The following is a 23,715-nucleotide window of genomic DNA, read 5'->3' on the forward strand; positions in this document are numbered from 1 at the left end:
TGCCTGATACGAACGTTGACCTCACTCGTCTGCCCCACGACCGGCCCGGCGGACAGATCGCTCACAGGCCCCAGCGCAGCGCCGGCGTGCTCACCGGCGCGTCCCACAGCCGCAGCAGCTCCTCGTCGATCTGACACAGGGTGACCGAGGCGCCGGCCATGTCGAGGGAGGTGACATAGTTGCCGACCAGCGTGCGGGCCACCGGGACGCCACGCTCGGACAGCACCCGCTGCACCTCCGCGTTGTAGCCGTACAGCTCCAGCAGCGGGGTGGCGCCCATGCCGTTGACCAGGACCAGCACCGGGTTGCGCGGCTGAAGGTCGTCCAGGACGGCGTTCACCGAGAAGTCGGCGATCTCCCCTGAGGTCATCATCGGGCGCCGCTCACGGCCCGGCTCGCCGTGGATGCCGATGCCCAGCTCCAGCTCGCCGGGCGGCAGGTCGAAGGTGGGGGTGCCCTTGGCGGGTGTGGTGCAGGCGCTGAGGGCGACACCGAAGCTGCGGGAGTTCTCGTTGACCTGCCGGGCGATGGACTGCACCCGTTCCAGCGGCTGTCCCTCGTCGGCCGCGGCCCCCGCGATCTTCTCCACGAACAAGGTGGCGCCGGTGCCGCGCCGTCCCGCCGTGTAGAGGCTGTCGGTGACGGCGACGTCATCGTTCACCAGGACCTTCGCGACCTGGATGCCCTCGTCCTCGGCGAGCTCGGCCGCCATGTCGAAGTTCAGCACGTCGCCGGTGTAGTTCTTCACGATGAACAGGACGCCGGCGCCACTGTCCACGGCGGCCGCCGCACGCACCATCTGGTCGGGCACCGGAGAGGTGAACACCTCGCCGGGGCAGGCCGCCGACAGCATGCCGGGGCCGACGAAGCCGCCGTGCAGCGGCTCGTGGCCCGAGCCGCCGCCAGAGACGAGCGCGACTTTTCCGGCGACCGGGGCGTCACGCCGTACGATCACCCGGTTCTCCACATCGACGGCCAGCTCGGGGTGCGCGGCCGCCATGCCCCGCAGCGCGTCGGCGACCACCGTCTCCGGGACATTGATCAGCATCTTCATGGGAGCCTCCTGCGTCCACTCGCTGTCGGCAGTATCGATGTTCGGGCCGCGGTGGTCACGTGTGCGGACGTTCTTCAGCGCGTCCGGCCTGCGCGGGCTGCTCAGCATGAGCATGACCGCTTTCCTGGTTCGAATACCTCGACAAGTGTGATCTGTCTTACCTTCTTCTCGCATTCCCAGACTGAATACGGACATTCCGGAAGCCCGGCTGACCTGCGCAAAGTGGGGGTAAAAGAAATCCCCCTGGAAGAGTCAAATTTCAGGTGACGACCTTCTGTCGAACGGGTCTCGGTTCCTAGCCTGAGCCGCCAATTGCGCGTTAATTCTCTGCTCGGATAGTGAGAGGCCCTTGACATGGTGAACCTGGACCATGCAGCCCCCGATGCCACCCGCGACCGGACCGGTCTACGGCGTGACGTCGGTCTGATCGGACTGATGTGGGCCTCGGTGGGGTCCATCATCGGCTCCGGCTGGCTCTACGGCGCGCACGACGCGGTCATCCAGGCCGGCCCGTCGGCGATCATCTCGTGGGTGATCGGCGCCGTCGCGATCGTGCTGCTGGCGCTGGTGCACGCGGAGCTCGGTGGCATGTTCCCGGTGGCGGGCGGTACGGCCCGCTACCCGCACTACGCCTTCGGCGGACTGGCCGGTATGTCCTTCGGCTGGTTCTCCTGGCTGCAGGCCGCGACCGTGGCCCCCATCGAGGTCATGGCCATGATCGGTTACGCCGGTCACTGGTCCTGGGCGCAGCACTTCCAGCACGCCGACAAGACCCTGACGACCAGCGGACTGCTGGTGGCGATCGTGCTCATGGCGCTCTTCGTCGGGGTGAACTTCTTCGGCGTACGGGCACTCGCGCACACCAACAGCGCCGCGACCTGGTGGAAGATCGCCGTCCCGCTGGGCGCGATCTTCGTCATGGCCGCGACCCACTTCCACCCGGCCAACTTCCACTCCGAGGGCTTCGCACCCTTCGGCGCCAAGGGCGTGCTCGCCGCGATCAGCACCAGCGGCATCATCTTCGCGCTGCTCGGCTTCGAACAGGCCATCCAGCTGGCCGGCGAGAGCCGCAACCCCAAGCGGGACCTGCCGCGCGCCACGCTCGGCTCGGTCGCGATCGGTGCCGTCATCTACGTCCTGCTGCAGGTGGTGTTCATCGCCGCGCTGCCGCACAGCACCTTCGCGCACGGCTGGGCCCACCTCGCGTACAAGGGCGACACCGGCCCGTGGGCCGGCCTCGCGACGCTGGTGGGCCTGGGCTGGCTGGCCTGGGTCCTCTACCTCGACGCGGTCATCTCCCCCGGCGGTACCGGCCTGATCTACACCACCGCCACCTCCCGGGTCTCCTTCGGCCTGGCGAAGAACGGCTACGCGCCGAAGATCTTCGCCAGGACCGACTCGCGCGGTGTGCCGTGGTTCGGTCTCATCATGTCCTTCGTGACAGGTGTGATCTGCTTCCTGCCGTTCCCGAGCTGGCACAAGCTGGTCGGCTTCATCACTTCGGCGAGTGTGCTGATGTACGCCGGTGCGCCGCTGGCTTACGGCGTCTTCGCCGACAAGCTGCCGCACCGTGAGCGGCCGTACCGGCTGCCGGCCGGCAAGGTGATCTCCCCGCTGTCGTTCGTGGTGGCCAACCTGATCATCTACTGGTCCGGCTGGGACACCCTGTGGCGGCTCGGCTTCGCGATCCTCCTCGGCTACGTGCTCCTCGGCGGCTACGCCCTGTACGCCAAGAGCAAGGACCTGCCGGACGCGCCCCGGCTGAACTGGAAGGCCGCCCAGTGGCTGCCTCCCTACCTGGTGGGCATCGGCCTGATTTCCTGGCTCGGCGGCTTCGGTGGCGGCAAGGGCGACATCGGCCTGTGGTGGGACATCCTGGTCATCGCGGTCTTCTCCCTGGTCATCTACTACTGGGCGAAGGCCACCGCCTCCCAGCCCGAGGAGATCGAGCGGAGCATCGAAGAGGTCGTGGTCACCGAGGCCCCGGCCCACTGACCCGAACCCGGACGTGTCCCGTCGGCCACAGCCACCCGGCCGTGGCCGACGGGACACCGTCATGTCCGGGCGACGTCCCGCAGACCACCGTCACCGGGGAGTGCAGGTGAGACGGAAGCCGGCGAAGTCGGCCGTGAACGCGGCGTCGACCAGGTCGCGGGCGTGGATGCCCGCGAAGGCGCCGGTGAACCGCAGCCGGGAGCCGTGGTCGTCGGACAGCCGGCTGAAGTCGAGCGGCGGCCCGACCGGTGTACGCGTGCCCGCCCGCAGGTACCAGAACCGGGCCTCGGCGCCGTCGACGGTGACGCCCAGCGTGACCGGGCCGCGCGCGTCCACGTCGGCCAGGGCCACCTGCCGGAGGTCCTGCTCGTCCCGCTCCACCAGGCTGAGCACGGTACGGCCGGCGCCCCGCCACTGCTGGCCCCGCTGCGGTTCGCCGTCGGGCTCGGCCCAGGTCAGGTCGAGCGACAGATAGGACCGGGTGTCGTACCAGAGGACGAGTCCGGCGGCCTGGGTGAACGTGAGTGGTGCCGCCTCCACCGTGACCTCGGCCTCCGCGCGGTGCTCGGTGATGCGCTGGGCGAGCAGGCTCTGCGCCCACAGCGACTCGGGCCCCTGACGGCCGCGCAGTCGGATCCAGCCCGGACGGCTGGTGGTGTCGGCCCAGGAGGGGTCCGGGTATCCGCGCAGGGTGCTCCAGGGCCAGGACAGCGGCTCGGGCCGCGCGGCCGGCGACCCCGGGTCGGCGTGCGTGGGGACGTCGACCTCGACCAGAGGGTGCAGGCCTCCCTGCCGCAGCCGGGGCCAGCCCTCCGCGTCCCAGGTCACGGCCTGGATCGCCGTCTCGCGGCCGAGGGTGCACCGGGGACCGTCCGGGGTCCGCAGCGGACGGGCCGCCAGATGGCTCATGACCCAGGACCCGTCCGGCGTCTCGACCAGCTCCGCGTGCCCCGCCTTCTGCAACGGCAGCGAGGGATCGTCCCGGCTCGTCAGCAGGGGCTCGGCGCACAACTCGTACGGACCGGTGATCGTGCGGCTGCGCGCCATCCGCACCCCGTGCTCGAACCCCGTCCCGCCCTCCGCCAGGACGAGGTGGTACCAGCCGTCGCGCCGCAGCAGCTTGGGCCCTTCGACGAGCCGTTCGTGCTGGAGGAGCAGATGCGTGTCTCCGAGCGGTGCGAGGGTGTCACGGTCCAGTTCGGTGAGGACGATCCCCGCGAAGCGCTGTCCGCCCGGACGGTGGTCGTTCTGCAGGTTCAGCAGCCACAGCCTGTCATCGTCGTGAAAGAGCGCCGGATCGAAGCCATGGCTGGCGACCCGGCGAGGCACACTCCACTTCCCGTCCACCTCGGTCGCCGTGGTGACGTATGTGTCCATGTCGAAGTACGGCGTTCCGACCGAACGCACGATCGTGTACACCATCCAGAACCGTTCACCGTCCCAGCTCAGTGAGGGCGCCCAGAGGCCCCCCGAGTCCGGGACCCCGGCGAGCGAGTCCCCCGGGGCGGCGCCGCGCACATGGCCCGCGTACGCCCAGTGCGCCAGATCGCGGGAACGGTGGATCGGGATCGTCGGGAACCACTCGAACGAACTCGTGGCCACGTAGTACCAGTCGCCCACCCGGACCAGCGAGGGGTCCGGGGCGAAGCCGCGGATGACGGGATTGCGCAGCACGGTCACTTGAGGGCTCCCATCGTGACGCCGGTCCGCCAGTAGCGGCGCATCGCCACCATCATGATCGCCATCGGCACGATGGACAGCAGTGCGCCGGTCAGCACGAGACCCGTCAGGTCTATGCCGGACTCCATGCGCGTGCCGGACCAGTTGTACAGGCCGAGGTTGAGGGTCCAGTTCTCCTTGCCCCGCAGCACGGTCAGGGGGAGGAAGAAGGCGTTCCAGGTATTGACGAAGGCCAGCAGGAACACCGTCGCGCCGCCCGTCGTCATCATCCGCAGCGCGATGCTGAAGAAGATCCTCAACTCACCGGCGCCGTCGATGCGGGCCGCCTCCAGCAGCTCGTAGGGGATCGTGGCCTCGGTGTACACCTTGGCCAGGTACACGCTGAACGGGTTGATCAGGCAGGGGATCAGCATCGCCCAGGGGGTGTCCACCATGCCGATCGCCGAGAACAGCAGGTAGAGGGGGAGGGTCAGGAGCGCGATCGGGATCAGGAACGAGCCCACGACGCACGCGAAGATCACGCTACGGCCGGGGAACTCGAAGCGGGCCAGGCCGTAGCCCGTGGCGAGGGCGACGAGTGTGCCGCCGAGGGAGCCGACGCCCGCGTACAGCAGCGAGTTCGCCGTCCAGCGCAGGAAGATGCCGTCCTGGTAGGTGAACACCTGGTGCAGGTTGTCCCAAAGATGCCAGCCTGAGAACCACAGGCCGTTGCTCTGGTACAGCGCGGTTCGGTTCTTGGTCGCGGCGACGAGCAGCCACCACACCGGGAACAGGCTGTAGACGCTGGCCAGGATCAGCCCGAGGAGCAGGAAGCGCTGACCGCCCCGCCCGCGGGAGGCAGCGTCCGGGCGCGTCAGGCGCCGGACGCTGCGGGCGGGGGGCCGCTTGGCGGGCGTTTCGGTCAGCACCATCAGTCGGCCTCCTTCGAGGTGAACCGGTAGAAGAGGAAGGAGGCGACGCCCAGGATCAAGGCGAGCAGCACCGACAGGGCCGCCGCGTAGTGGTAGTTGCCGGAGTTGAACGCCTGGTTGTAGATGATCATGATCGGGGTGAAGCTGTCGCTGACCGTCTGCGGGGTGACGTTCCGGAACAGCGCGGGCTCGTTGAAGATCTGCAGCATCTGGATGATCGACAGCAGACCGGTCAGGACCAGCGCCCCGCGCACGTACGGGATCTTGATGCTGCGCGCGATGCGGATCTCGGAGGCACCGTCCAGGCGGGCCGCCTCGAACAGTTCGCGGGGCACGCCCTGCAGCGCCGCGTAGAGGATCACCATGTTGTAGCCGATGCCGTGCCAGGTCAGCAGGTTGCCGATGGACGGCCACACCATCGACGGCGCGAAGAAGTTCCAGTGGAAGCCGAGAAGCTCGCCGAGCGGGGTGAGCGGACCGACGTCCGGGCTGTAGAGGTTGACCCACATGATCGCCGCGACCACGCCGGGGATCATGTACGGCACCAGCAGCAGGATCCGGAAGCGGCCGGCCACCTTGGAGGTGACCGCGTCCAGGAGCAGCGCCAGCACCAGGCTGATGAACAGCATCACCGGGATCTGGACGCAGGCGAAGACCACCACCCGCAGGATGGAGCCCATGAACGCCGAGTCCGTCAGGCCCTTGGTGTAGTTGTCGAGCCCGGTGAACTCCGTCGTCGAGCCGCCGAGCCCCAGCCCGGACTGCTGCTCGCGGAACAGCGACTGGTAGACGGCGTAGCCGATGGGGAGCAGGTAGAGGAAGACGAAGCCGAGCTGGAAGGGCACCGTGAACGCGGCACCCTTCCAGCGCATGGAGCGAATCATCGAGTCCGCCTCAGCCCTCGACGCTGATGCCGCGGGACTTCAGGTCCTTGACCGTCCACTCCTGCATGTGCGCCAGGAGGTCGGTGACCTTCTCCTGCTTGTTGACGACCTTGGCCCAGCCCGCCTGCATCTCCGTGAACATCGCGGTCCAGTCCGGGCCGAAGGTCCAGTCGGTGGTGACGGTCTTCAGGCTGTCCCTCACGACCTGCTGGGCCGCCTGGTAGTTCTTGCCGAGCAGCTTCTCGGAGGTCGCCTCGGCGACGTACGAGTCACTGTCCGCCAGCGCCGGGAACACGCCGTTGCCGGTCTCCGGGCTCGCCATCGTCTTGACCGCGGTCTGGTCCGTGGACATCCACAGCGCCGCCTCGGCGGCCTTGTCCTGGTTCTTGCACTGCTTGCTCACCAGGGTCACGCTGCCGGTCAGGTTGGTGCCGGCCGGCGTCTTGGGCGCCTCGCCCTTGAACGCCGGCCAGGGGGACAGGGCCCACTTGCCGAAGGACTTGGTGAAGTTCGCGACCATGCCGGACTGCTGCCAGGTGGAGATCTGCCGGGTCGCGGTGCCGCCGTTGTCGTAGTTGCGCTGCACGGCCGCGTAGTCGGCGAACGACAGCTTCGAGTTCAGGTCGTTGTCGATGATCTCCTGGATCACCTGGGCGGCCTTCAGGGACCCCGGGTCCTGGAAGTTCACCTTCCAGGAGTTGCCGTCGATGGCGTACCAGTGCGCCCCGGCCTGCATCGCGAGCACCTCGAGCGTGCTCGGGTCCTCGCCGGCGAAGTTGGTGATCTTGATGCCGTGCTGCTTCAGCACCTTGCCGGCGGCGATGAAGTCGTCCCAGGTCGCGGGGGCCTTCAGTCCGTACTTCTGGAAGATGTCCGTGCGGTAGATCGTGAAGTTCGGCGCCGAGCTGGTGGGAACGCCGTACATCTTGCCCTGCACCTGTGCGCTCGCCCAGGAGCCGGGGTTGAACTTGTCCTTGCTGGACTCGACGTACCGGGTGATGTCGGCGAGGGCGCCCTGCGACACCCAACTGGTCACGTACTCGGCGGTGTTCTGCACCAGGCAGGGCGCGTTGCCCGCCTTGACGGCGTTGGTCAGCTGCTTCTGCATGGTCAGCTGATCGGTGACCTTGGTGTACTTGAGCTTGATGTCCTTGTGGGAGGCGTTGAACGCCTTGACGACGGCCTCCTGGCCGTTGGCCCAGCCCCAGAAGTCGAGGGTGACCGGGCCGGACGACTTCGACGACGCGTCGCCGCCCGAGTCGGATCCGCCGCAGGCGGAGAGCAGGCCCGTCAGCGCGATACCCGCGACGGCGGCGTGGGCGAACCTTCTCCGGGAGCTGGTGAAGTTCATCTGACCGTGATCCTTCGGAATGTAGGCGTTCTCAGATCGAGAGGACGGCGGCTCGGTGTTGGCCAGGAACAGCGGCCGGGAAACCGTCGGCTCGCGGTTGCGGGGGGTCGGCCAAGTCGAATGGGTAGTAAGCGGTTGCGGTGGACCGTAGGACGAAACGACGTCCCTAGCAAGAGGTCGAGCGGAAATCGTTACGGCCGGTTGTCCGTCGGGTAAGGCGGGCAGCCCACCGCGACGCGCCGTGCCGGCTCGTCGTCTTCGCAGGTCAAAGCCGCTTGAGCGGGACGCGCACGCAGTCTGTCAGGTGCAGTGAGCGGTTCGGGGAAAGTCTCTCGAGGTGTGCTGAAACCGTTTACGAAACACTCGGCAGCCCGTGCTACGGCCGTCGCTTCGGCGGCTGCACCGAGTTGCGCACGACGACGTGGGTGCCGAGCACCAGATGGTCGCCGTCGCTTCCCTTTCGGCGGCCCGCGCCGCTCTCGCGCCGGTCGGCCACGGCGCGCAGCGCGACCCGGCCCATCTCCTCGTACGGCACGTGCACGGTGGTCAGTTGAGGGGTGAGCTGGGAGGCGAGCGGGATGTCGTCGTAGCCGACGATGGAGACGTCCTCGGGCACGCGCAGGCCCGCCGTGCGCAGCGCCTGCATGGCACCGGCGGCGACCACGTCGGTCCCGGCGAGGACGGCGGTGAAGTCCGGCGTGTCGTGCAGGGCCGCCTCGACGGCCGTGTACCCGTGCTCGTCGTCGTACGGGCCGTGCCGCACCAGGCCCGGGTCGAACGGCACCCCGTACGCCTCGAAAGCCCGCTGTGCGCCCCTCAACCTGCCCTGTGCGGTGGTGAGTTCGGCGGGACCGGGCAGTACCAGCACACGGCGGTGCCCGGCCGACAGCAGATGGCTCGCCATCGCGTAGGCGCCGCCCTCGTTGTCGTAGTCCACCGTCGTCGCGGGCACGTCGCCCTCCAGCGGCGGCCTGCCGACCAGCACCAGGTGAGAGCCGGCCGCGTCCAGGGAGCGGGCGAAGCGGGCCATCCTCAGCTGGTACTCGTCGTAGTCGTAGGCCCCGCCGAGCAGGACCACCGCGGCCACGCCCTGCTGGCGCATGAGGTTCACCAGCGCCAGCTCCCGCTCGGGGTCGTCCCCGGTGGTGCCCACCAGTGACAGCCAGCCGCGCAGCGAGGCGGCACCCTCCACGCCCTTGGCGACGTGAGCGAAGGCGGCGCCCGTGATGTTGTTGAGCAGGATCGCGACGGTCGGTGTGCCGCCGCCGGCCAGCGAACGGGCGTGGGCGTTGGTGACGTAGTCCAGGTCCCGTACGACCTTCATCACCCGGCGGCGCAGCTCGTCGGAGACCGGGTAGTTGCCCGACAGGACGCGCGACACGCTGGCGACCGACACACCCGCCCGTTCCGCCACGTCGCGGATGGTGGCTCGTCCTGACTCGGCCGGCGCCTTGCGCTGACTCACCGTTGCGGCTCCTTCACCGTATGGGCCCTGGCATCGGGCGGTCCGGGGTCCCGCCGTCCGTCGATGCCGAAACCGTATCCCATGGCTGCTCCGCACCGGACCCGGTCGCCGGAGCGCGCTCAGGCGACACGGGCCAGATCGGCATGGTGCACCTCGTGGGCCAGCGGCAGGCCCGCGACCAGGCGTTCGCACTCCGCCACGACGATGCCGCCGAGTCGTTCCAGCTCGTTTCCGAGCGAGCCCGCGATGTGCGGGGTGAGGAAGACGTTGGGAAGTCTGTACAGCGGGGAGTCGGCGGGCAGCGGTTCCGGCTCGGTGACGTCCAGGATCGCGCTCAGGCGGCCGGAGAGCAGCTCGTGGGTCAGGGCACCGTGGTCGACCAGCGCGCCCCTCGAGGTGTTGATCAGCACGCCGCCGTCCCGGACCAGGGCGAGCCGCTCGCGGTTCAGCATCCGCTGGGTCTCGGGGATGTCGGGGGCGTGCAGGCTGACGATGTCGCTGCGGCGCAGCAGCTCGTCCAGCGGGAGGGACTCGGCACCCAGCGCCTTCGCCTCGTCGGCCGACACGTAGGGGTCGTAGAGGAAGACCGTGAAGTCGAACTGCCGCAGCAGCTCCAGCAGCCGGCGGCCCACGCGGGAGGCGCCGATGACGCCGACCCGGCGGCCGAGGTTGCCGGTGGCCGCGGTCTGCGCGGGGGAGGGGTAGGCGTGGGTGTGCCGGAACCGCTCCCGGTGCCCGAAGGCGTCCTTGCCCGCGAGCAGGATCATGGCGAGCGTGTACTCCGCGACCGGCAGCGCGTTGCCGGTCACCGCGCTGGACACGGTGACCCCTCGCTGCCACAGCGCCTCGCCGACCAGCGAGCGGACGGAACCCGCGGCGTGCAGGACGGTGCGCAGCTTCGGCGCCGCGGCGAGGACGTCCCCGTCCAGGTGCGGGCATCCCCAACCTGTGATCAGTACCTCGGCCCGGGCCAGCGCCGGTGCGGCCGCCGGGTCGGTGAAGTCCTCGACGACGAGCGAGGCGTCGATGTCGGCCGCCTTCTGAAGCCGGGCCATGAGCGGCGGGGGGAACAGCAGGGGGAGGTGCACCGGATCCATGGCGAACACGGCCCTGGGCTGCTGGGCGCTGGGCATGACTCTCCTGAGGCGTGTCGGTAACGTTTTCTGAAAGCGTCTTCTACCGTAGTTGCGGCCCGGAGGCATGGTCAATCGGTGAGACCGGCCGTTCGGACCGGAAGTCGGCTTTTCCTGGTCGGGAGGCGAACGCCCAGGTCAGCAAGGGTCTTCATGCCGGTCGGGTGGACGAGACGGCAACGGATGGCGCCCTGACCGCCGGCGTGCCGAGGGGCTCGGGGGCGGGGCACGCAACGGGTTTCCGCCGTTCAGCGGGTCGTGCGCGTCCGTGGTCACAGCCCGTCGTCAGGGGGCCGGCCGGATCCTGCGCATGCGGAACCGGCCTTCCAAGGCCTCCCAGACGGCGTCCGGCAGTCGGGGTGTCTGACCTTCGGTCGCACGAATCCCCAGATCAGCGGCCTTTGCTTCCGAGGGTGCGAGGCGGTCGGCGGGTTCACCACGACCGCCTGCCGTGTTACACAGACTTTTCGAAATTCTGCGGAGCCCCTTGACGTGCACTGCGTCCCGGATGAAGCTCAGCCCACTCGGTCGCAGCAAACGGTTGCTACCCGTTACTCCGGCCGGCTCGCGCTGCGTTGCCCCGCGGCTGCGGTCGTGCCGCGTTTCCCCGAAGCAGAAGGTGAGGCGTTCATGCGCTCCCACGCCGGTGCTCCCCCCAGTCGCCGTCGCTTCCTCGCCCTGGCGGCCGGTGGCGCCGTGGCCGGTGCGGCGGCCCTCAGCGGGTGCGCACTGCAGGTGGCTGGTGCCGCAGACAGCCGGGGCGGCGGCGACTCGGTCACGGTGATGACGGGCGACGGTGACATCACCGATGATCAGATCAAACAGGCCCAGAAGGAACTCGGCATCAGGATCATCCGGGTCAAGTACGACGTCACCCGCTTGATCGCCATGATCACCGCGGGCAAACCGCCGGAGCTGGTGCGCGGCGTCGGCGCCACCGACGGCCCGTACTTCGCCGCACGTGGCGTCGCCGAGAACCTGAACCCGTACTTCGCCAAGAGCACGGTCCTCAGGACCGACGACCTCGACCCGGTGAACGACCTGTGGCGTTGGGACGGCAAGACCCAGGGCAAGGGTCCTCGCTACGGCATGGCGAAGGACTTCTCCCAGGACTCCATGTACTGGTACGACACGGCCCTGTTCGACCAGAAGAGCGTCGGCTACCCGTCCGCCACCGAGCCGATCACGTACGAGGAGTGGCTGGAGAAGGCCAAGCAGCTCACCCAGCGCAAGGGCGGCCAGACCAGGGTCTTCGGCGGCAGCTACAACGGCCTCGGCATCACCATCAACCTCGCCGCGCTGACAGCCGCCGCCGGCGGCAACCTGTTCACCGACGACTACGCCACCATCGACTTCTCCAGCCCAGAGGCGCGCAAGGCGCTCACCTGGTACGTGGACTACGCGAAGGCGGGGGTCGGGCCGAGCCTCATCAACCCGAACCCGGACGCCTGGGACGGCCCCACGTACCTGGCGAACCGCATGGCGATGACGAACTCGGGCTACTGGCTCGGCGGCCTGATCAACACCGACGAGAAGGTGGCGAAGGTGTCCCGGCTCGCCCCGGCGCCCCGCTTCGCGGGCGGCCCCCGCATCAGCGCCTGCCAGGGCGGTACCGGGTTCTGGATGCCGCAGAAGGCCCACAACAAGGAGGCGGCCTGGCGCGTCTTCGAGTGGTTCTTCGGCCAGGGCCCGGCCAAGGACCGTGCGACGGGCGGCTTGGGCATCCCCACCCTGAAGTCCCTACGTCCTCTGATGCCCCGTCAGGAGGACTACCAGAAGCAGGTCATCGCGGTGCAGGAAGCCGAGCTGAAGCATTTCTCGGTTGTCTCCTTCACGCCGTACGCCAAGGTCGATGCCCTGGACGCGATCACCAACCTGATCATTCCCGCGGCGATGCGGGGCCAGATGTCCATCGGCACGCTGATCGACCAGCTCAACGACAAGACGAACGAAGAGATGAAGCGCGGAAAGGAGCTGGTGTCATGACGGCCGACCAGCTGGCCACCGTCGCCGAGCGGCCCGGCCACGCCCAGCGCGCAGACCGCGCTCGGACCGCGCGGCGGCAGACCTCCGTCGCGGCGCGGCGGCACCGCGCGTTCTACATGTTCACCGCGCCCTGGATCAGCGGTTTCCTGCTGCTGACCATCGGCCCCATGGCGTTCGCGCTGTGGCTGAGCTTCACCACGTTCGACGGCCTCTCCCCGAACTGGCACTGGATCGGCCTCGCCAACTACCGAGAGCTGCTGAGCGACTCGGTCACCTGGGGCGCCCTGGGCCGGACCGGTCTGTTCGCGGTGACCTCCGTGCCCCTGTCGATCGTCGCGGGTCTCGCGCTCGCGGTCCTGGTCAACCGGCCGATCAAGGCCCGCGGCATCTTCCGCACCCTGCTCTACCTGCCGGCCGTCGTACCGCCGGTCGGCGCGGGACTCATCTTCAAGCAGCTCTTCGACACCAACTCCGGCGCCACCAATGGCGTCCTCAACATCTTCGGGCTCGACGCCGTCGCCTGGCTCAGCGACCCTTACGCCCGCTACGTGCTGCTGATGACCGTGCTGTGGGGGGCGGGCAACGTCATGATCATCTCGCTGGCCGGACTTCAGGACATCCCCCGCGAACTCCACGAGGCCGCCCGGGTCGACGGCGCCGGCGCCTGGCGCACCTTCCGCAACGTCACCGTGCCGCTGCTGTCGCCGGTGCTGCTCTTCCAGGCCGTGACCGGCGTGATCGCCTCCGTGCAGACCGTCATGCCGCTGCTGCTGGCGTCCATGCCGCCGCCTGGGGGCGTCACGTCCGTCCCGCAGTCCAACTACCTGTACATGATGCATGTGTTCGCGGAGTACTTCGCCTACGGCCGTTTCGGCTACGCCTCCGCACTGCTGTGGGTGCTGTTCGTGCTGATCCTCATGGTGACCGGACTCATCTTCAAGACCACGTCCGGCGTGGTGTTCTACAACGTCGACCCGGAGGCGAAGAAGTGACCGTCCGGCTGCCTCGCCTCGCCCTGTACGCGGCGCTCGTCGTCATCACCGGCCTGTTCCTCGGCCCGTTCGGCTGGCTGGTGATCACCGCCCTGAAGTCCCTCCCGGAACTCGCGGCCTCGCCCGTGCACTGGTGGCCCGACCACCTCCAGTGGGGGAACTTCAAGGAGGCGTTCACCAATGTCGACTTCCTCGGCTACGCCCGCAACTCCCTCATCATCGCCCTGATCTACGCCACGCTCGTCACCTTGAGCTCGGCATGGGTGGGCTTCGGCTTCGCACGCCTGTCCGCACCCGGCAAGAAGCAGCTGTTCGGAATTCTGCTCGGCACGATGATGCTGCCGCAGATGATCACGCTCTTCCCGACCTACCTGATCTTCGCGAAGCTCGGCATGGTCGACACGTACTGGCCTTGGGTGTTGTGGGGCATGTCGGGCGCCCCGTTCCTCATCTTCCTCTTCCGGCAGTTCTTCGCCGGGATGCCGCGTGAGCTGGAAGAGGCCGCGATCGTCGACGGCTGCGGCTGGGGCGGTGTCTTCTGGCGGATCTTCCTGCCGCAGTCCTGGCCGGCGCTTGCCACCAGTTTCGTCATCGCCTTCACCTGGAGCTGGGGCGACTACATCGCTCCGATGCTGCTGCTGTCCAACGACCGCTCCACGCTCGCGGTCGCCATCTCCACCTCGTACGTCAACGCCCAGGGCCTGCCGGTCAACAACTTGATCGCGGCGGGCACCGTGATGTACGTCGTGCCCATTCTGCTGATCTTCCTCGTGGCCCAGCGCGGCTTCGTCACCGGGATGTCCACCTCCGGTCTCAAGTGACCGCCTCCTTCTCCCTGTCTGTCTCTCATCTCCCCGCTCAGTTAAGGAACTTCTCCATGAACGACACCCAGGGCACCGGCATGACCCGGCGCACGGTTCTCCAGGCCGCGGGCGCCGCTGCAGCCGCGTACTCCCTGGTCGGCGCGGCGGCCGCCACCGCGAGAGCCGACGACACGCCCGCATCGACCGACAAGCTGGTGGTCTACCCCATCCCGAGCGGGGTCCCGACCAACCTGAGCTACTCCGTCAAGGCCCGTACCCCGGGCGGCGACTGGCAGACGGTGCCCGTCTACCGCGCGAGAGCGAAGCAGATCGACGCGAACACGGGCAGCGGTCCGGTGTTCAACTCCTCGGTCGCCATGTTCGACTTCCAGGGCACCGTGGAGGTCGCCGTCACGTCCGCCAAGGGCACGATCGGCACCGCGCGGATCCGCCCGCTGTCGTACGGCACCCAGTTCACGGTGGACGGCGCGACGATCGGCTTCACCCTCACCGAGCCGCGCAACCTCTCCATCGAGGTCGACGGCGACATTTTCAACAACCTGCAGCTGCACGCCAACCCGATCGAGACCAACGTCCCCGATCCCGACGACGAGGACGTCCTCTACTTCGGCCCCGGCCTGCACAAGACCACCAACAACGTACTGACCGTGCCCAGCGGCAAGACGGTCTACCTGGCCGGAGGTGCGGTGCTGACGTCGCAGGTGGCGTTCCAGAACGTGGAGAACGCCCGGCTGCGGGGCCGCGGCGTGCTGTACAACTCCCCGAGCGGCGTGCTGGTCGAGTACTCGAAGAACATCGAGATCGACGGCGTGACGGTGCTCAACCCCAGCAGCGGCTATGCGATCACCGTGGGCCAGTCCCAGCAGGTCACGATTCACAACTTCCACGCCTACAGCCACGGCCAGTGGGGCGACGGCATCGACATCTTCTGCAGCCAGGACGTCCTGATCGACAACGTCTGGATGCGCAACGCCGACGACTGTATCGCGATCTACGCCCACCGCTGGAACTACTACGGCGACTGCCGCAACATCACCGTCCGCAACTCCACCCTCTGGGCGGACGTCGCGCACCCGATCAACGTCGGAACCCACGGCAACACCGACAACCCGGAGACCCTCGAGAACCTCGTCTTCAGCAACATCGACATCCTCGACCACCGCGAACCGCAGATGAACTACCAGGGCTGCATCGCGCTCAACCCCGGCGACAGCAACCTGGTGAGCAACGTCCGCGCCCAGGACATCCGGGTGGAGGACTTCCGCTGGGGCCAGCTCCTCAACATGCGGGTCATGTTCAACACGACGTACAACACCTCCGTCGGCCGGGGCATCGACGGCGTCTACATCAAGAACCTCTCCTACAACGGCACGCACGCCAACCCGGCGATCCTCGTCGGCTACGATGCGGACCACGCCATCAAGAACGTCACCTTCCAGAACCTCGTCATCAACGGCAAGTTCATCGGCAACGGGATGAGGAAGCCCGGCTGGTACACGTTCTGGGACATGATGCCGGGGTACGCCAACGAGCACGTGATCAACACCCGGTTCCTGAACTCCACCGACGCCACCTCCACGAACGCGCCCCAGATCACCAGCCCCGACCAGGCCGCCGGCACCAAGAACCAGGTCTTCAACTACCTGATCACGGCAAGTGAGCTGCCGACGTCGTTCAGCGCGGCGGGACTGCCGAAGGGGCTGGACATCGACACCGGCACCGGCCTGATCTCCGGCGTCATGAGGGACAACGTCGGCTCCTTCGACGTCACCGTGTCGGCCACCAACAGCGTGGGCACCGCGACCCGGACCGTCACGCTCACCGTGCAGCACCCGTGATGCGGCATCACTGATCCAGGAGACACCCCCGTGACCCCCGTGCTTCCCCTCAGCAGACGCTCGTTCCTTGGCGCGGCGGGGTTCGTGCTCGCCGCCGGAGGCGGACTGCTGTCCGCCTCCGCCGCGGCGGCCCGGGCCCAGGCCGACACCACCACGCTCCGGGCCTTCACCCACCCCGGACTACTGCACAGCGCCGACGACCTGGCCCGCATGAAGGCAGCGGTCGCCGCCAAGGAATCCCCGATCTACGACGGCTTCCTCGCGCTCGCGGCCCACTCGCGCTCGAAGCCGACGTACACGATCCAGAACACCGGCCAGATCACCTCCTGGGGCCGTGGCCCCACCAACTTCCAGAACCAGGCCGTCGCCGATTCGGCCGCCGCCTACCAGCTCGCCCTGATGTGGCGCATCACCGGAAACCGCGCCTACGCCGACAAGGCCCGCGACATCCTCAACGTGTGGTCGGCCTCCCTGACGGCCATCACCGGGGCCGACGGTCCGCTCGGCGCGGGTCTGCAGGCGTTCAAGTTCGTCAACGCAGCCGAGCTGCTCCGGCACAGCGACTACGACGGCTGGACGGACTCCGACGTGGCCCGCTGCGAGGACTCCTTCCTCACCGTCTGGTATCCCGCCGTCTCCGGTTACATGCTCTACGCCAACGGCAACTGGGACCTGACATCCATTCAGTCCATCATGGCCATCGGTGTGTTCTGCGAGGAGCGCACCCTCTTCGAGGACGCCCTGAGGTTCGCCGCCGCCGGCGCGGGCAACGGCAGCGTCCTGCACCGTATCGTCACCGACGCCGGCCAGGGCCAGGAGTCGGGCCGCGACCAGGGCCACGAGCAGCTCGCGGTCGGCCTCATGGGCGACGCCGCACAGGTCGCCTGGAACCAGGGCGTCGACCTGTGGGGATTCGACGACAACCGCATCCTGGCGAACGCCGAATACGCCGCCCGCTACAACCTCGGCGGCGACGTCCCCTTCGTCCCCGACCTGGACCGCACCGGCAAGTACATCAAGACGGCCGTCTCCGCCATTTCCCGCGGCACCCTCCCGCCGATCTACGAGATGTACTACGCCCACTACGCGGGCGTCCGCGGGCTCGACGCCCCCTACACCAAGGCGGCCGTCTTCCGCGGCACGGGCGGCGCCCGCGTCGTCGAGGGCAGCAACGACGACCTGCCCAGCTGGGGCACCCTCACCTACGCCGGTACGACCGCGCCCAGTCCCACCGTCCCGGCCGCCCCGGCGGGTGTCACGGCAATCGGCGGCGGCAAGTCCGTCACCGTGACCTGGCTGCCGACCGCGTGGACCGACACGTACACGGTCCTACGGGCCACCGCCCCCGACGGCCCCTACGAGCAGATCGCGACCGGGGTCGACAAGACGACGTACACCGACAGCGACGCGCGCGGAGGCCGCGTCCACTACTACACCGTCACCGCCACCAACTCCCAAGGCGGCAGTGCGAGCTCTGCCTGGGCGGCGGCCGCCGCCGGGCTCCCCGAGTCCTGGGCGACGCAGGACGTCGGCGAGGTGACGATCCCCGGTTCGGCCGTCTTCGACGGCGAACGGTTCGTGCTGGAGGCGTCCGGCACCGCCGACACCTACCGTCTGGCCCACCTGCCGCTGGCCGGCGACGGCACGATCACCGCCCGGGTCGTGTTCCCCCTCAGCTCCCAGTACTCCAAGATCGGCGTCACCCTGCGCGCCTCCCTGGACGCGGACGCGGCCCACGCCTCGATGCTGATCCAGGGGCTGCCGCTGCACACCTGGAGCGGCGTGTGGACCGTACGCCCCCAGAACGGGGCCGGCATCTCCGCCACCGGAAGCACGCCCGTGCCGCCCTCCCAGCAGCAGGCGATCACCTCGAGCGCCGGCTTCCCGATCTCCAACCTCGGCACGCTGCCCGAGTCGGCGACCCCGCTCGAGGCCCCGTACGTCGAGGGCGCGGGCGACGGCTATCGGATGCGCATGCCCTACTGGGTGCGGGTGACCCGCCGGGGCGACCTCTGCACCGGCGCGATCTCGCCGGACGGCATCCGCTGGACCGAAGTCGGTTCCACCCGGGTCGAGTTGGGGCACACCGCATACGCGGGTCTGGCCCTCACCTCGTGTCTCGGCGTCGACCAGGACTACGCCGAGACCGGTACCGGCGCCTTCGACAACGTCAGCGTCACCTCCCGCACCCGCGGCGAGGTCTGGTCCGTGCCGCGTCCCGCCCGCACCGCCACCGATCTGAGGGCCACCGCGGGCGCCGACGCGGTGGAGCTGGCCTGGACCGACCCCGACCTCGCGGGCCGCTACAAGGTGCTGCGGTCGACGCAGGCCGACGGACCGTACGAGACGATCGCCGCCAGCGTCGGACCGGTCGGCTTCGGCGCCCGTATCCGGTACGCGGACGCCACCGGCACGCCCGGCACGACGTACCACTACGTCGTCGCCAAGACGAACTGCGCCGGACGCGGCCCCCTGTCGGACCCGGCCACCGCGACCATGCCGACGCCGTCGGTGCCACAGGTCACCTCCGCGACGGCGGCGTTCGCCAACAAGGGCGTACCCTTCCGGTTCCTGCTGCGAGGTTCGCACGAGCCCGTTCGGTTCGCGGCGGACGGCCTGCCCGACGGGCTCGGTGTCGACAAGCGCACCGGCCTGGTCTCCGGAACGCCCGACGAGACCGGTGAGTTCAGCGTCACGACCACCGCGGGCAACGCGGCCGGTGACGCCACCGGCACCCTCACCCTCACGGTCGGCACCCCGCCGCCGGACCCCTGGACGTACGGCGACCTCGGGGACGTCGTCCTCGACGACCGCGCCTTCGGCACCTTGGGCGTGGTCGCCATCCAGACCCCCGGCAGCACCTCCTACGAGGACGGGACCTTCGTGGTGAGGGGCGCCGGGACCGACCTCAACGCCAACAGCCAGGGAATGACGGGCCAGTTCGTACGACGGCCCGTCACCGGCGACTGCGAGGTGACCGCCCGGCTGGTCTCCCGCAGCGGGGTGAGCGGCGACCGGGTGGGGCTGCTCATGGCCAAGTCCCTGTCGCCGTTCGACCAGGCGGCCGGGGCCATCGTCACCGGCGGCACCAGCGCCCAGCTCATGCTGCGCACGACCGTCGCCGGAAAGTCCGCCTTCACGGGCAACGCGGCGGTCACCGCCCCCTGCCTGCTGCGGCTGAAGCGCGCCGGGACGAGCTTCGCCGCGTCCGTCTCCACCGATGACGGCGTCACCTGGACCGCCCTCGCCGTGGGCGACATCCCCGGCTTCGGTGACGCCCCCTACTACGTGGGCCTCGTGGTCTGCTCACGCAACCCGCTGGCCCTCGGCACCTCCCAGTTCGATGAGGTGAGCATCACCACGACATAGATCCCCCCACGGATCGGAGATGCACGAATGAGCCGCGAAGATCTCCACCCGGCACCACAGTCCCCCCACACAGGGCCCAGTCGGCGGGGCGTCCTGCGCGCCGCCGGCGGGCTCGCCGCCGCCGGCCTGATCAGCGCCGCCACCATGCGGTCGGCGGGAGCCGCCCCGACCACCTGGACCCACCCCGGCGCCCTGCACAACTGGGGTGATCTCAACCGGGCCAAGGTCAAGGTCGCCGCCGGCACCACCCCCTGGTTCTCCGGCTGGCAGCGCCTGACCGGCAACTCCCACTCCGCGTCCACCTGGACGCCCAACCCCCAGTCCATCGTCTACCGGGGTTCGGGATACCCCGAGAACTACGGGATCCTCTACAACGACATCGCCGCCGCCTACCAGAATGCGCTGCGCTGGTGGGTCGCCGGCACCAGCGCCAACGCCGACTGCGCCGTCAGGATCTGCAACGCCTGGTCGAAGACCCTGACCTCGATCCAGGGCAGCGCCGACCGGTTCCTCGCCGCCGGCATCTACGGCTGGCAGTTCGCCAACGTCGGCGAGCTGATGCGCGACTATCCGGGCTTCGACCTCGCCGGGTTCAAGAAGATGATGCTCAACGTCTTCTACCCGATGAACAACGACTTCCTGGTCCACCACAACGGCGCCTGCATCACGAACTACTGGGCCAACTGGGACCTGTGCAACATGGCGTCCGTTCTCGCCACAGCGATCCTGTGCGAGGACGGCGCCAAGTACGACCAGGCCGTCGACTACTTCTACAGCGGCGCGGGCAACGGCTCCATCAAGCACGCCGTCCCCTACCTGTACACGGACTCGGCCGGCTACGCCCTCGGCCAGTGGCAGGAGTCGGGCCGCGACCAGGGCCACACCATGATGGGCATGGGCCAGATGGGCGCGATCTGCGAGATGGCCTGGAACCAGGGCACCGACCTGTACAGCTACGACAGCAGGAGGTTCTTCAAGGCGGCCCAGTACGTCGCCAAGTACAACATCGGCCAGGACGTGCCGTACACCACCTACACCTGGGGCAGCGGCACGACCTGCGCCCAGAACGCGCAGACGGTGATCTCCTCCTCCTCCCGCGGACAGATCCGCCCGGTGTGGGCGATGCTCCACTTCCACTACAACCGGCGCCTGTACCTCGACGACAAGTACATCTCGGCGATGTACTACAACCTCGTCGCCCCCGAGGGCGGCGGCGGTGACTACGGCTCCACCAGCGGCGGCTACGACCAGCTCGGCTTCGGCACGCTGACGTACGCCAAGTAGCACACAGCAGGGCCGCACGGGCCCGCCGGCATCGGATCACCCGACGGGCCCGTGCGGAAAACAGGGCGGCTGGGGGTGCGGATGCGGGTCCTGTTCCCTAGCGTGGCAGGGGTCGAAGTCTCCGGCTGGAGGGATCTGTCATGGCCGTGCCCCGGATCGTGATCGTCGGCGGCGGGTTCGCCGGCATGGAGACCGCGCGGCGACTCGAGCGGATTCTGGGGCCCGCCGAGGCGCGCCTCAGGCTCGTCGCGCCCTACAGCCACCAGCTCTATCTGCCCCTGCTGCCGCACGTCGCGTCGGGAATCCTCACCCCGCAGTCGGTCGCGGTCCCACTGCGCCGGCTGCTGCACCGTACGCTGCTCGTGCCGGGCCAGGCGGTCGGCGTCGATCCCTCCGCCAAGGCGGTGGTCGTGCACAAGATCAATGGCGAGACGACCGTCGAGCACTACGACTACCTGGTGCTGACGCCCGGCAGCGTCACGCGCCAGTTCGACATCCCAGGGGTGGACCGGCACGCGGTGGGCATGAAGACGCTGGCCGAGGCGGCCTGGGTACGCGACCACGTCATCTCCCAGCTCGACCTCGCCGCGGCCAGTTCCGACCCGATCGAGCGCGAGACCCGGCTGCAGTTCGTGGTCGTCGGCGGCGGCTACGCCGGCACCGAGACGGCCGCCTATCTGCACCACCTCACCACCGCCGCCGTCAAGCGCTACCCGGGCCTGGACCCGTCCCTGGTGAAGTGGCACCTCGTCGACATCGCACCCAGGCTCATGCCGGAACTCGGCGACCGGCTGGGCGCGAAGGCGCTCGCCATCCTGGAGCGGCGCGGACTGCACGTCTCCCTCGGCGTCTCGGTCGCCGAGGCCACGGCGGACACCGTCACTCTCACCGACGGCCGCAAGCTGCGCTGCCACACCCTCATCTGGACCGCGGGCGTCGCCCCCAGCCCGCTGATCGCCACGCTGGACGCCGAGACCGACCGCGGCCGGCTGGTCGTCCGGGACGACCTGGCCGTGCGGGGCCTGGACGGCGTGTTCGCCCTCGGTGACGCCGCGGCGGTACCCGACCTCGCCAAGGGCCCCGACGCCATCTGCCCGCCGACCGCCCAGCACGCCATGCGCCAGGGCTGGAAGGCCGCGAAGAACGTCGCTGCGGCGCTGCGCGGCGCGCCGCTGACCCCCTACCGGCACCGGGACCTCGGACTCGTCGTCGACCTCGGCGGCGTCCAAGCCGTGTCCAAACCGCTCGGCGTGGAACTGACCGGCCTCCCCGCGCAGGTCGTGGCGCGCGGGTACCACGTGGGCGCCCTGCGCACGGTCCCGGCCCGCCTGCGCACCCTGACGAACTGGACGCTGAACGCGATGGCGGGCTACGACTTCGTGCGCACCGGCTTCCAGGCCGGGCGCCCGGCCACGCTCAAGGACTTCGAGCGGACCGACGCCTACCTCACGCCCGACCTGATCGCCTCGCACACGGCACCGAAGGCGGTCGATCGACGGTCGACTGACGTCGACTGACGCGGGTCAGGTGCCGGTCGACCCGGGTCAGGTGCCGACCGGCACGGGTCAGGTGCGGTCGCCCTTCGGCTTGCCCTGCTGATCGGGTGTCCCGTGCGGCGGCGGGCTCATGGGTTCCGGCGAGGTCGCCGGCGACACGGGCGAGCCCCCACTGCTCCGGCTCGCCTCCGGACGCAGGCCCGCTGCGTCACCGGACGTCGGCTCGGCGCCGGCGCGCAACTGCTCCAGCCGGGCCGTGAGCAGCTCGGTCACCGGGACACGGCCCGCGTGCTCACGCTCGTACGAGAGCAGCTGCTCCACCTCGTCCGCGTTCAGAGCACGGATACGGCTCTCCAGGCTGCCGAGCGGCAGCTCGTCGTAGTCGGGCAGCGGCAGGGTGCCGCGGCCGGGCTCAGCCATGGATCTTCCCTTCCCTCTGTGCGACGGCCTGACGTGGGACGCGGCTCACCGCGACCGTGCGGACCGGGTACGCGAGCGGTTCTCCTTGCGGATCGCGTCCAGCAGCTCCGTCTTCGACATCCGGGACCGCCCGTCGATGCCCAGGCGCTGCGCGACGTGGTAGAGGTGCTCCTTCGAGGCGTTCTCGTCGACGCCCTCTCCGCTGCGCCCGCCCTGCTGCCGGGGCCGCGCCGACCGGGGGTCCGAGGGCCCCTTGCGGCCGCCCTCCTTGCGCTCCCAGTGGTCGCCGACCTTCTCGAAGGTGTGCTTGAGCGCGCCGTACGCCACCCGGTGCGCCCGCTCGCCCTCGCCGTAACTCTCGACCGCCGAGTCGTGCGCCTTGATCCAGGTGCGCTGCGCATCCCGGGAGGAGCGCTCCAGCGTCGACGGCAGTTCCTGTCGTCCGGGCACGGATCCACCTCCTCGTCTCGTGGCTCTCTGTGCCCCACGAGTGCCCTGGGGCCCGACGGGAAAACGGGTGCAACCCCCGCGAACGCCGGTTTGACGGGGTCGCCATCGGCTACCCGCGCGGTGTGACAGCCACGACTTCGCACACGACTTCGCAGCAGGATCCGATTCGGTTTCTCGAGGATCGCTTCGCGTGCGCACAGGCGTGCACGGAGTGCGCGCGGGCGTGCGCCTTGCGCGCGAGCCTCGCCGAACCGGGCGGCACTCAGAGCCAGGAACGTCTGCGGCGCACGGGCATCATGTGCGCGGAGGTCTGCGACGCGACCTGCCGCGTGCTGTCCGCGCACGGCAGTCAGGACGAGGACGACATCCGCGGCCAGGTGACCTGGTGCCGGGCGGTCTGCCTGGACACCGCGCACGTCTTCGACGCGGACCCGGGTGGCGAGGAGGGGGCGCGGGCCTGTCGCGCGGCCGCCCGGGCCTGTTCCGACTTCCTGGAGACCCTGGGCTGATTCGACCCGGCCACTGACTGGTCGTTCCGCACACCGACTGGTCGTTCGTACACCGACTGGTCGTTCCGGACGGC

The 23,715-nt window shown here is 69.2% G+C and carries 18 protein-coding genes; 9 read left to right on the plus strand and 9 right to left on the minus strand.

Going from position 1 to position 23,715, the window contains the following annotated elements; genetic code table 11:
- Nucleotides 1-61: 61 nt before the first annotated feature.
- Entirely contained in the window at nt 62-1,054 is a 993-nt protein-coding gene (dhaK, locus tag C3488_RS25350) for a dihydroxyacetone kinase subunit DhaK (protein ID WP_103843180.1), read from the minus strand.
- A gap of 354 nt (nt 1,055-1,408) precedes the next feature.
- On the opposite strand from dhaK, the gene C3488_RS25355 reads away from it, so the two are divergent.
- Entirely contained in the window at nt 1,409-3,049 is a 1,641-nt protein-coding gene (locus C3488_RS25355; protein ID WP_103843137.1) for an APC family permease, read from the plus strand.
- Nucleotides 3,050-3,139: 90 nt separating this feature from the next.
- Here the strand turns inward: C3488_RS25355 and C3488_RS25360 are convergent, their stop codons facing one another.
- The 6 genes from C3488_RS25360 to C3488_RS25385 form a co-directional block, all read right to left on the minus strand.
- The gene (locus C3488_RS25360) at nt 3,140-4,729 is read right to left on the minus strand and encodes a family 43 glycosylhydrolase (protein WP_103843139.1); all 1,590 of its coding nucleotides are present in this window, start codon (nt 4,727-4,729) and stop codon (nt 3,140-3,142) included.
- Nucleotides 4,726-5,640 (minus strand): carbohydrate ABC transporter permease, encoded by a 915-nt coding sequence (locus C3488_RS25365; protein ID WP_103843141.1) that lies wholly within the window; start codon nt 5,638-5,640, stop codon nt 4,726-4,728. Before C3488_RS25365 ends, C3488_RS25360 begins: the two co-directional genes overlap by 4 nt.
- On the minus strand, nt 5,640-6,524 hold the full coding sequence (locus C3488_RS25370; protein ID WP_103843143.1) for a carbohydrate ABC transporter permease: 885 nt from the start codon (nt 6,522-6,524) through the stop codon (nt 5,640-5,642). The genes C3488_RS25365 and C3488_RS25370 overlap by 1 nt, the downstream gene beginning before the upstream one ends.
- A gap of 10 nt (nt 6,525-6,534) precedes the next feature.
- Nucleotides 6,535-7,875, minus strand: coding sequence for an ABC transporter substrate-binding protein (locus C3488_RS25375; protein WP_103843145.1), 1,341 nt, complete (start codon nt 7,873-7,875; stop codon nt 6,535-6,537).
- Nucleotides 7,876-8,251: 376 nt separating this feature from the next.
- Nucleotides 8,252-9,340 carry a LacI family DNA-binding transcriptional regulator gene (locus C3488_RS25380; protein ID WP_103843147.1) on the minus strand — a complete coding sequence of 363 codons (1,089 nt, stop codon included), beginning with the start codon at nt 9,338-9,340 and terminating at the stop codon, nt 8,252-8,254.
- Between the two features lie 119 nt (nt 9,341-9,459).
- Nucleotides 9,460-10,473 (minus strand): hydroxyacid dehydrogenase, encoded by a 1,014-nt coding sequence (locus tag C3488_RS25385; RefSeq protein WP_181139188.1) that lies wholly within the window; start codon nt 10,471-10,473, stop codon nt 9,460-9,462.
- Between the two features lie 630 nt (nt 10,474-11,103).
- On the opposite strand from C3488_RS25385, the gene C3488_RS25390 reads away from it, so the two are divergent.
- The 7 genes from C3488_RS25390 to C3488_RS25420 all read left to right on the plus strand — a co-directional run bounded on the left by C3488_RS25390 (nt 11,104) and on the right by C3488_RS25420 (nt 22,283).
- Entirely contained in the window at nt 11,104-12,459 is a 1,356-nt protein-coding gene (locus tag C3488_RS25390; protein ID WP_103843149.1) for an extracellular solute-binding protein, read from the plus strand.
- On the plus strand, nt 12,456-13,451 hold the full coding sequence (locus C3488_RS25395) for a carbohydrate ABC transporter permease (protein ID WP_103843151.1): 996 nt from the start codon (nt 12,456-12,458) through the stop codon (nt 13,449-13,451). Before C3488_RS25390 ends, C3488_RS25395 begins: the two co-directional genes overlap by 4 nt.
- Nucleotides 13,448-14,272, plus strand: coding sequence for a carbohydrate ABC transporter permease (locus tag C3488_RS25400; RefSeq protein WP_103843153.1), 825 nt, complete (start codon nt 13,448-13,450; stop codon nt 14,270-14,272). Before C3488_RS25395 ends, C3488_RS25400 begins: the two co-directional genes overlap by 4 nt.
- Before the next feature lie 56 nt (nt 14,273-14,328).
- A complete protein-coding gene (locus C3488_RS25405; protein WP_103843154.1) occupies nt 14,329-16,113 on the plus strand; it encodes an Ig domain-containing protein in 1,785 nt (594 codons plus the stop codon).
- 39 nt (nt 16,114-16,152) lie between these two features.
- On the plus strand, nt 16,153-19,482 hold the full coding sequence (locus tag C3488_RS25410; RefSeq protein WP_103843185.1) for an alginate lyase family protein: 3,330 nt from the start codon (nt 16,153-16,155) through the stop codon (nt 19,480-19,482).
- Nucleotides 19,483-19,509: 27 nt separating this feature from the next.
- Nucleotides 19,510-20,766, plus strand: coding sequence for an alginate lyase family protein (locus C3488_RS25415; protein WP_103843156.1), 1,257 nt, complete (start codon nt 19,510-19,512; stop codon nt 20,764-20,766).
- 140 nt (nt 20,767-20,906) lie between these two features.
- Nucleotides 20,907-22,283: an NAD(P)/FAD-dependent oxidoreductase gene (locus C3488_RS25420; RefSeq protein ID WP_103843158.1), complete on the plus strand. Its 1,377-nt coding sequence runs from the start codon at nt 20,907-20,909 to the stop codon at nt 22,281-22,283.
- A 48-nt stretch (nt 22,284-22,331) separates the two neighbouring features.
- Here C3488_RS25420 and C3488_RS25425 read toward each other — a convergent pair whose 3' ends face one another.
- Both C3488_RS25425 and C3488_RS25430 read right to left on the minus strand, forming a co-directional pair.
- The gene (locus C3488_RS25425) at nt 22,332-22,682 is read right to left on the minus strand and encodes a hypothetical protein (protein WP_103843160.1); all 351 of its coding nucleotides are present in this window, start codon (nt 22,680-22,682) and stop codon (nt 22,332-22,334) included.
- A 45-nt stretch (nt 22,683-22,727) separates the two neighbouring features.
- Entirely contained in the window at nt 22,728-23,132 is a 405-nt protein-coding gene (locus C3488_RS25430; protein WP_103843162.1) for a ChaB family protein, read from the minus strand.
- A gap of 122 nt (nt 23,133-23,254) precedes the next feature.
- On the opposite strand from C3488_RS25430, the gene C3488_RS25435 reads away from it, so the two are divergent.
- The gene (locus C3488_RS25435) at nt 23,255-23,641 is read left to right on the plus strand and encodes a ferredoxin (RefSeq protein ID WP_103843164.1); all 387 of its coding nucleotides are present in this window, start codon (nt 23,255-23,257) and stop codon (nt 23,639-23,641) included.
- The last annotated feature ends 74 nt before the right edge of the window (nt 23,642-23,715 follow it).

Origin of the sequence: Streptomyces sp. Ru72 (assembly GCF_002920635.1) — a bacterium.
GTDB lineage: Bacteria > Actinomycetota > Actinomycetes > Streptomycetales > Streptomycetaceae > Streptomyces.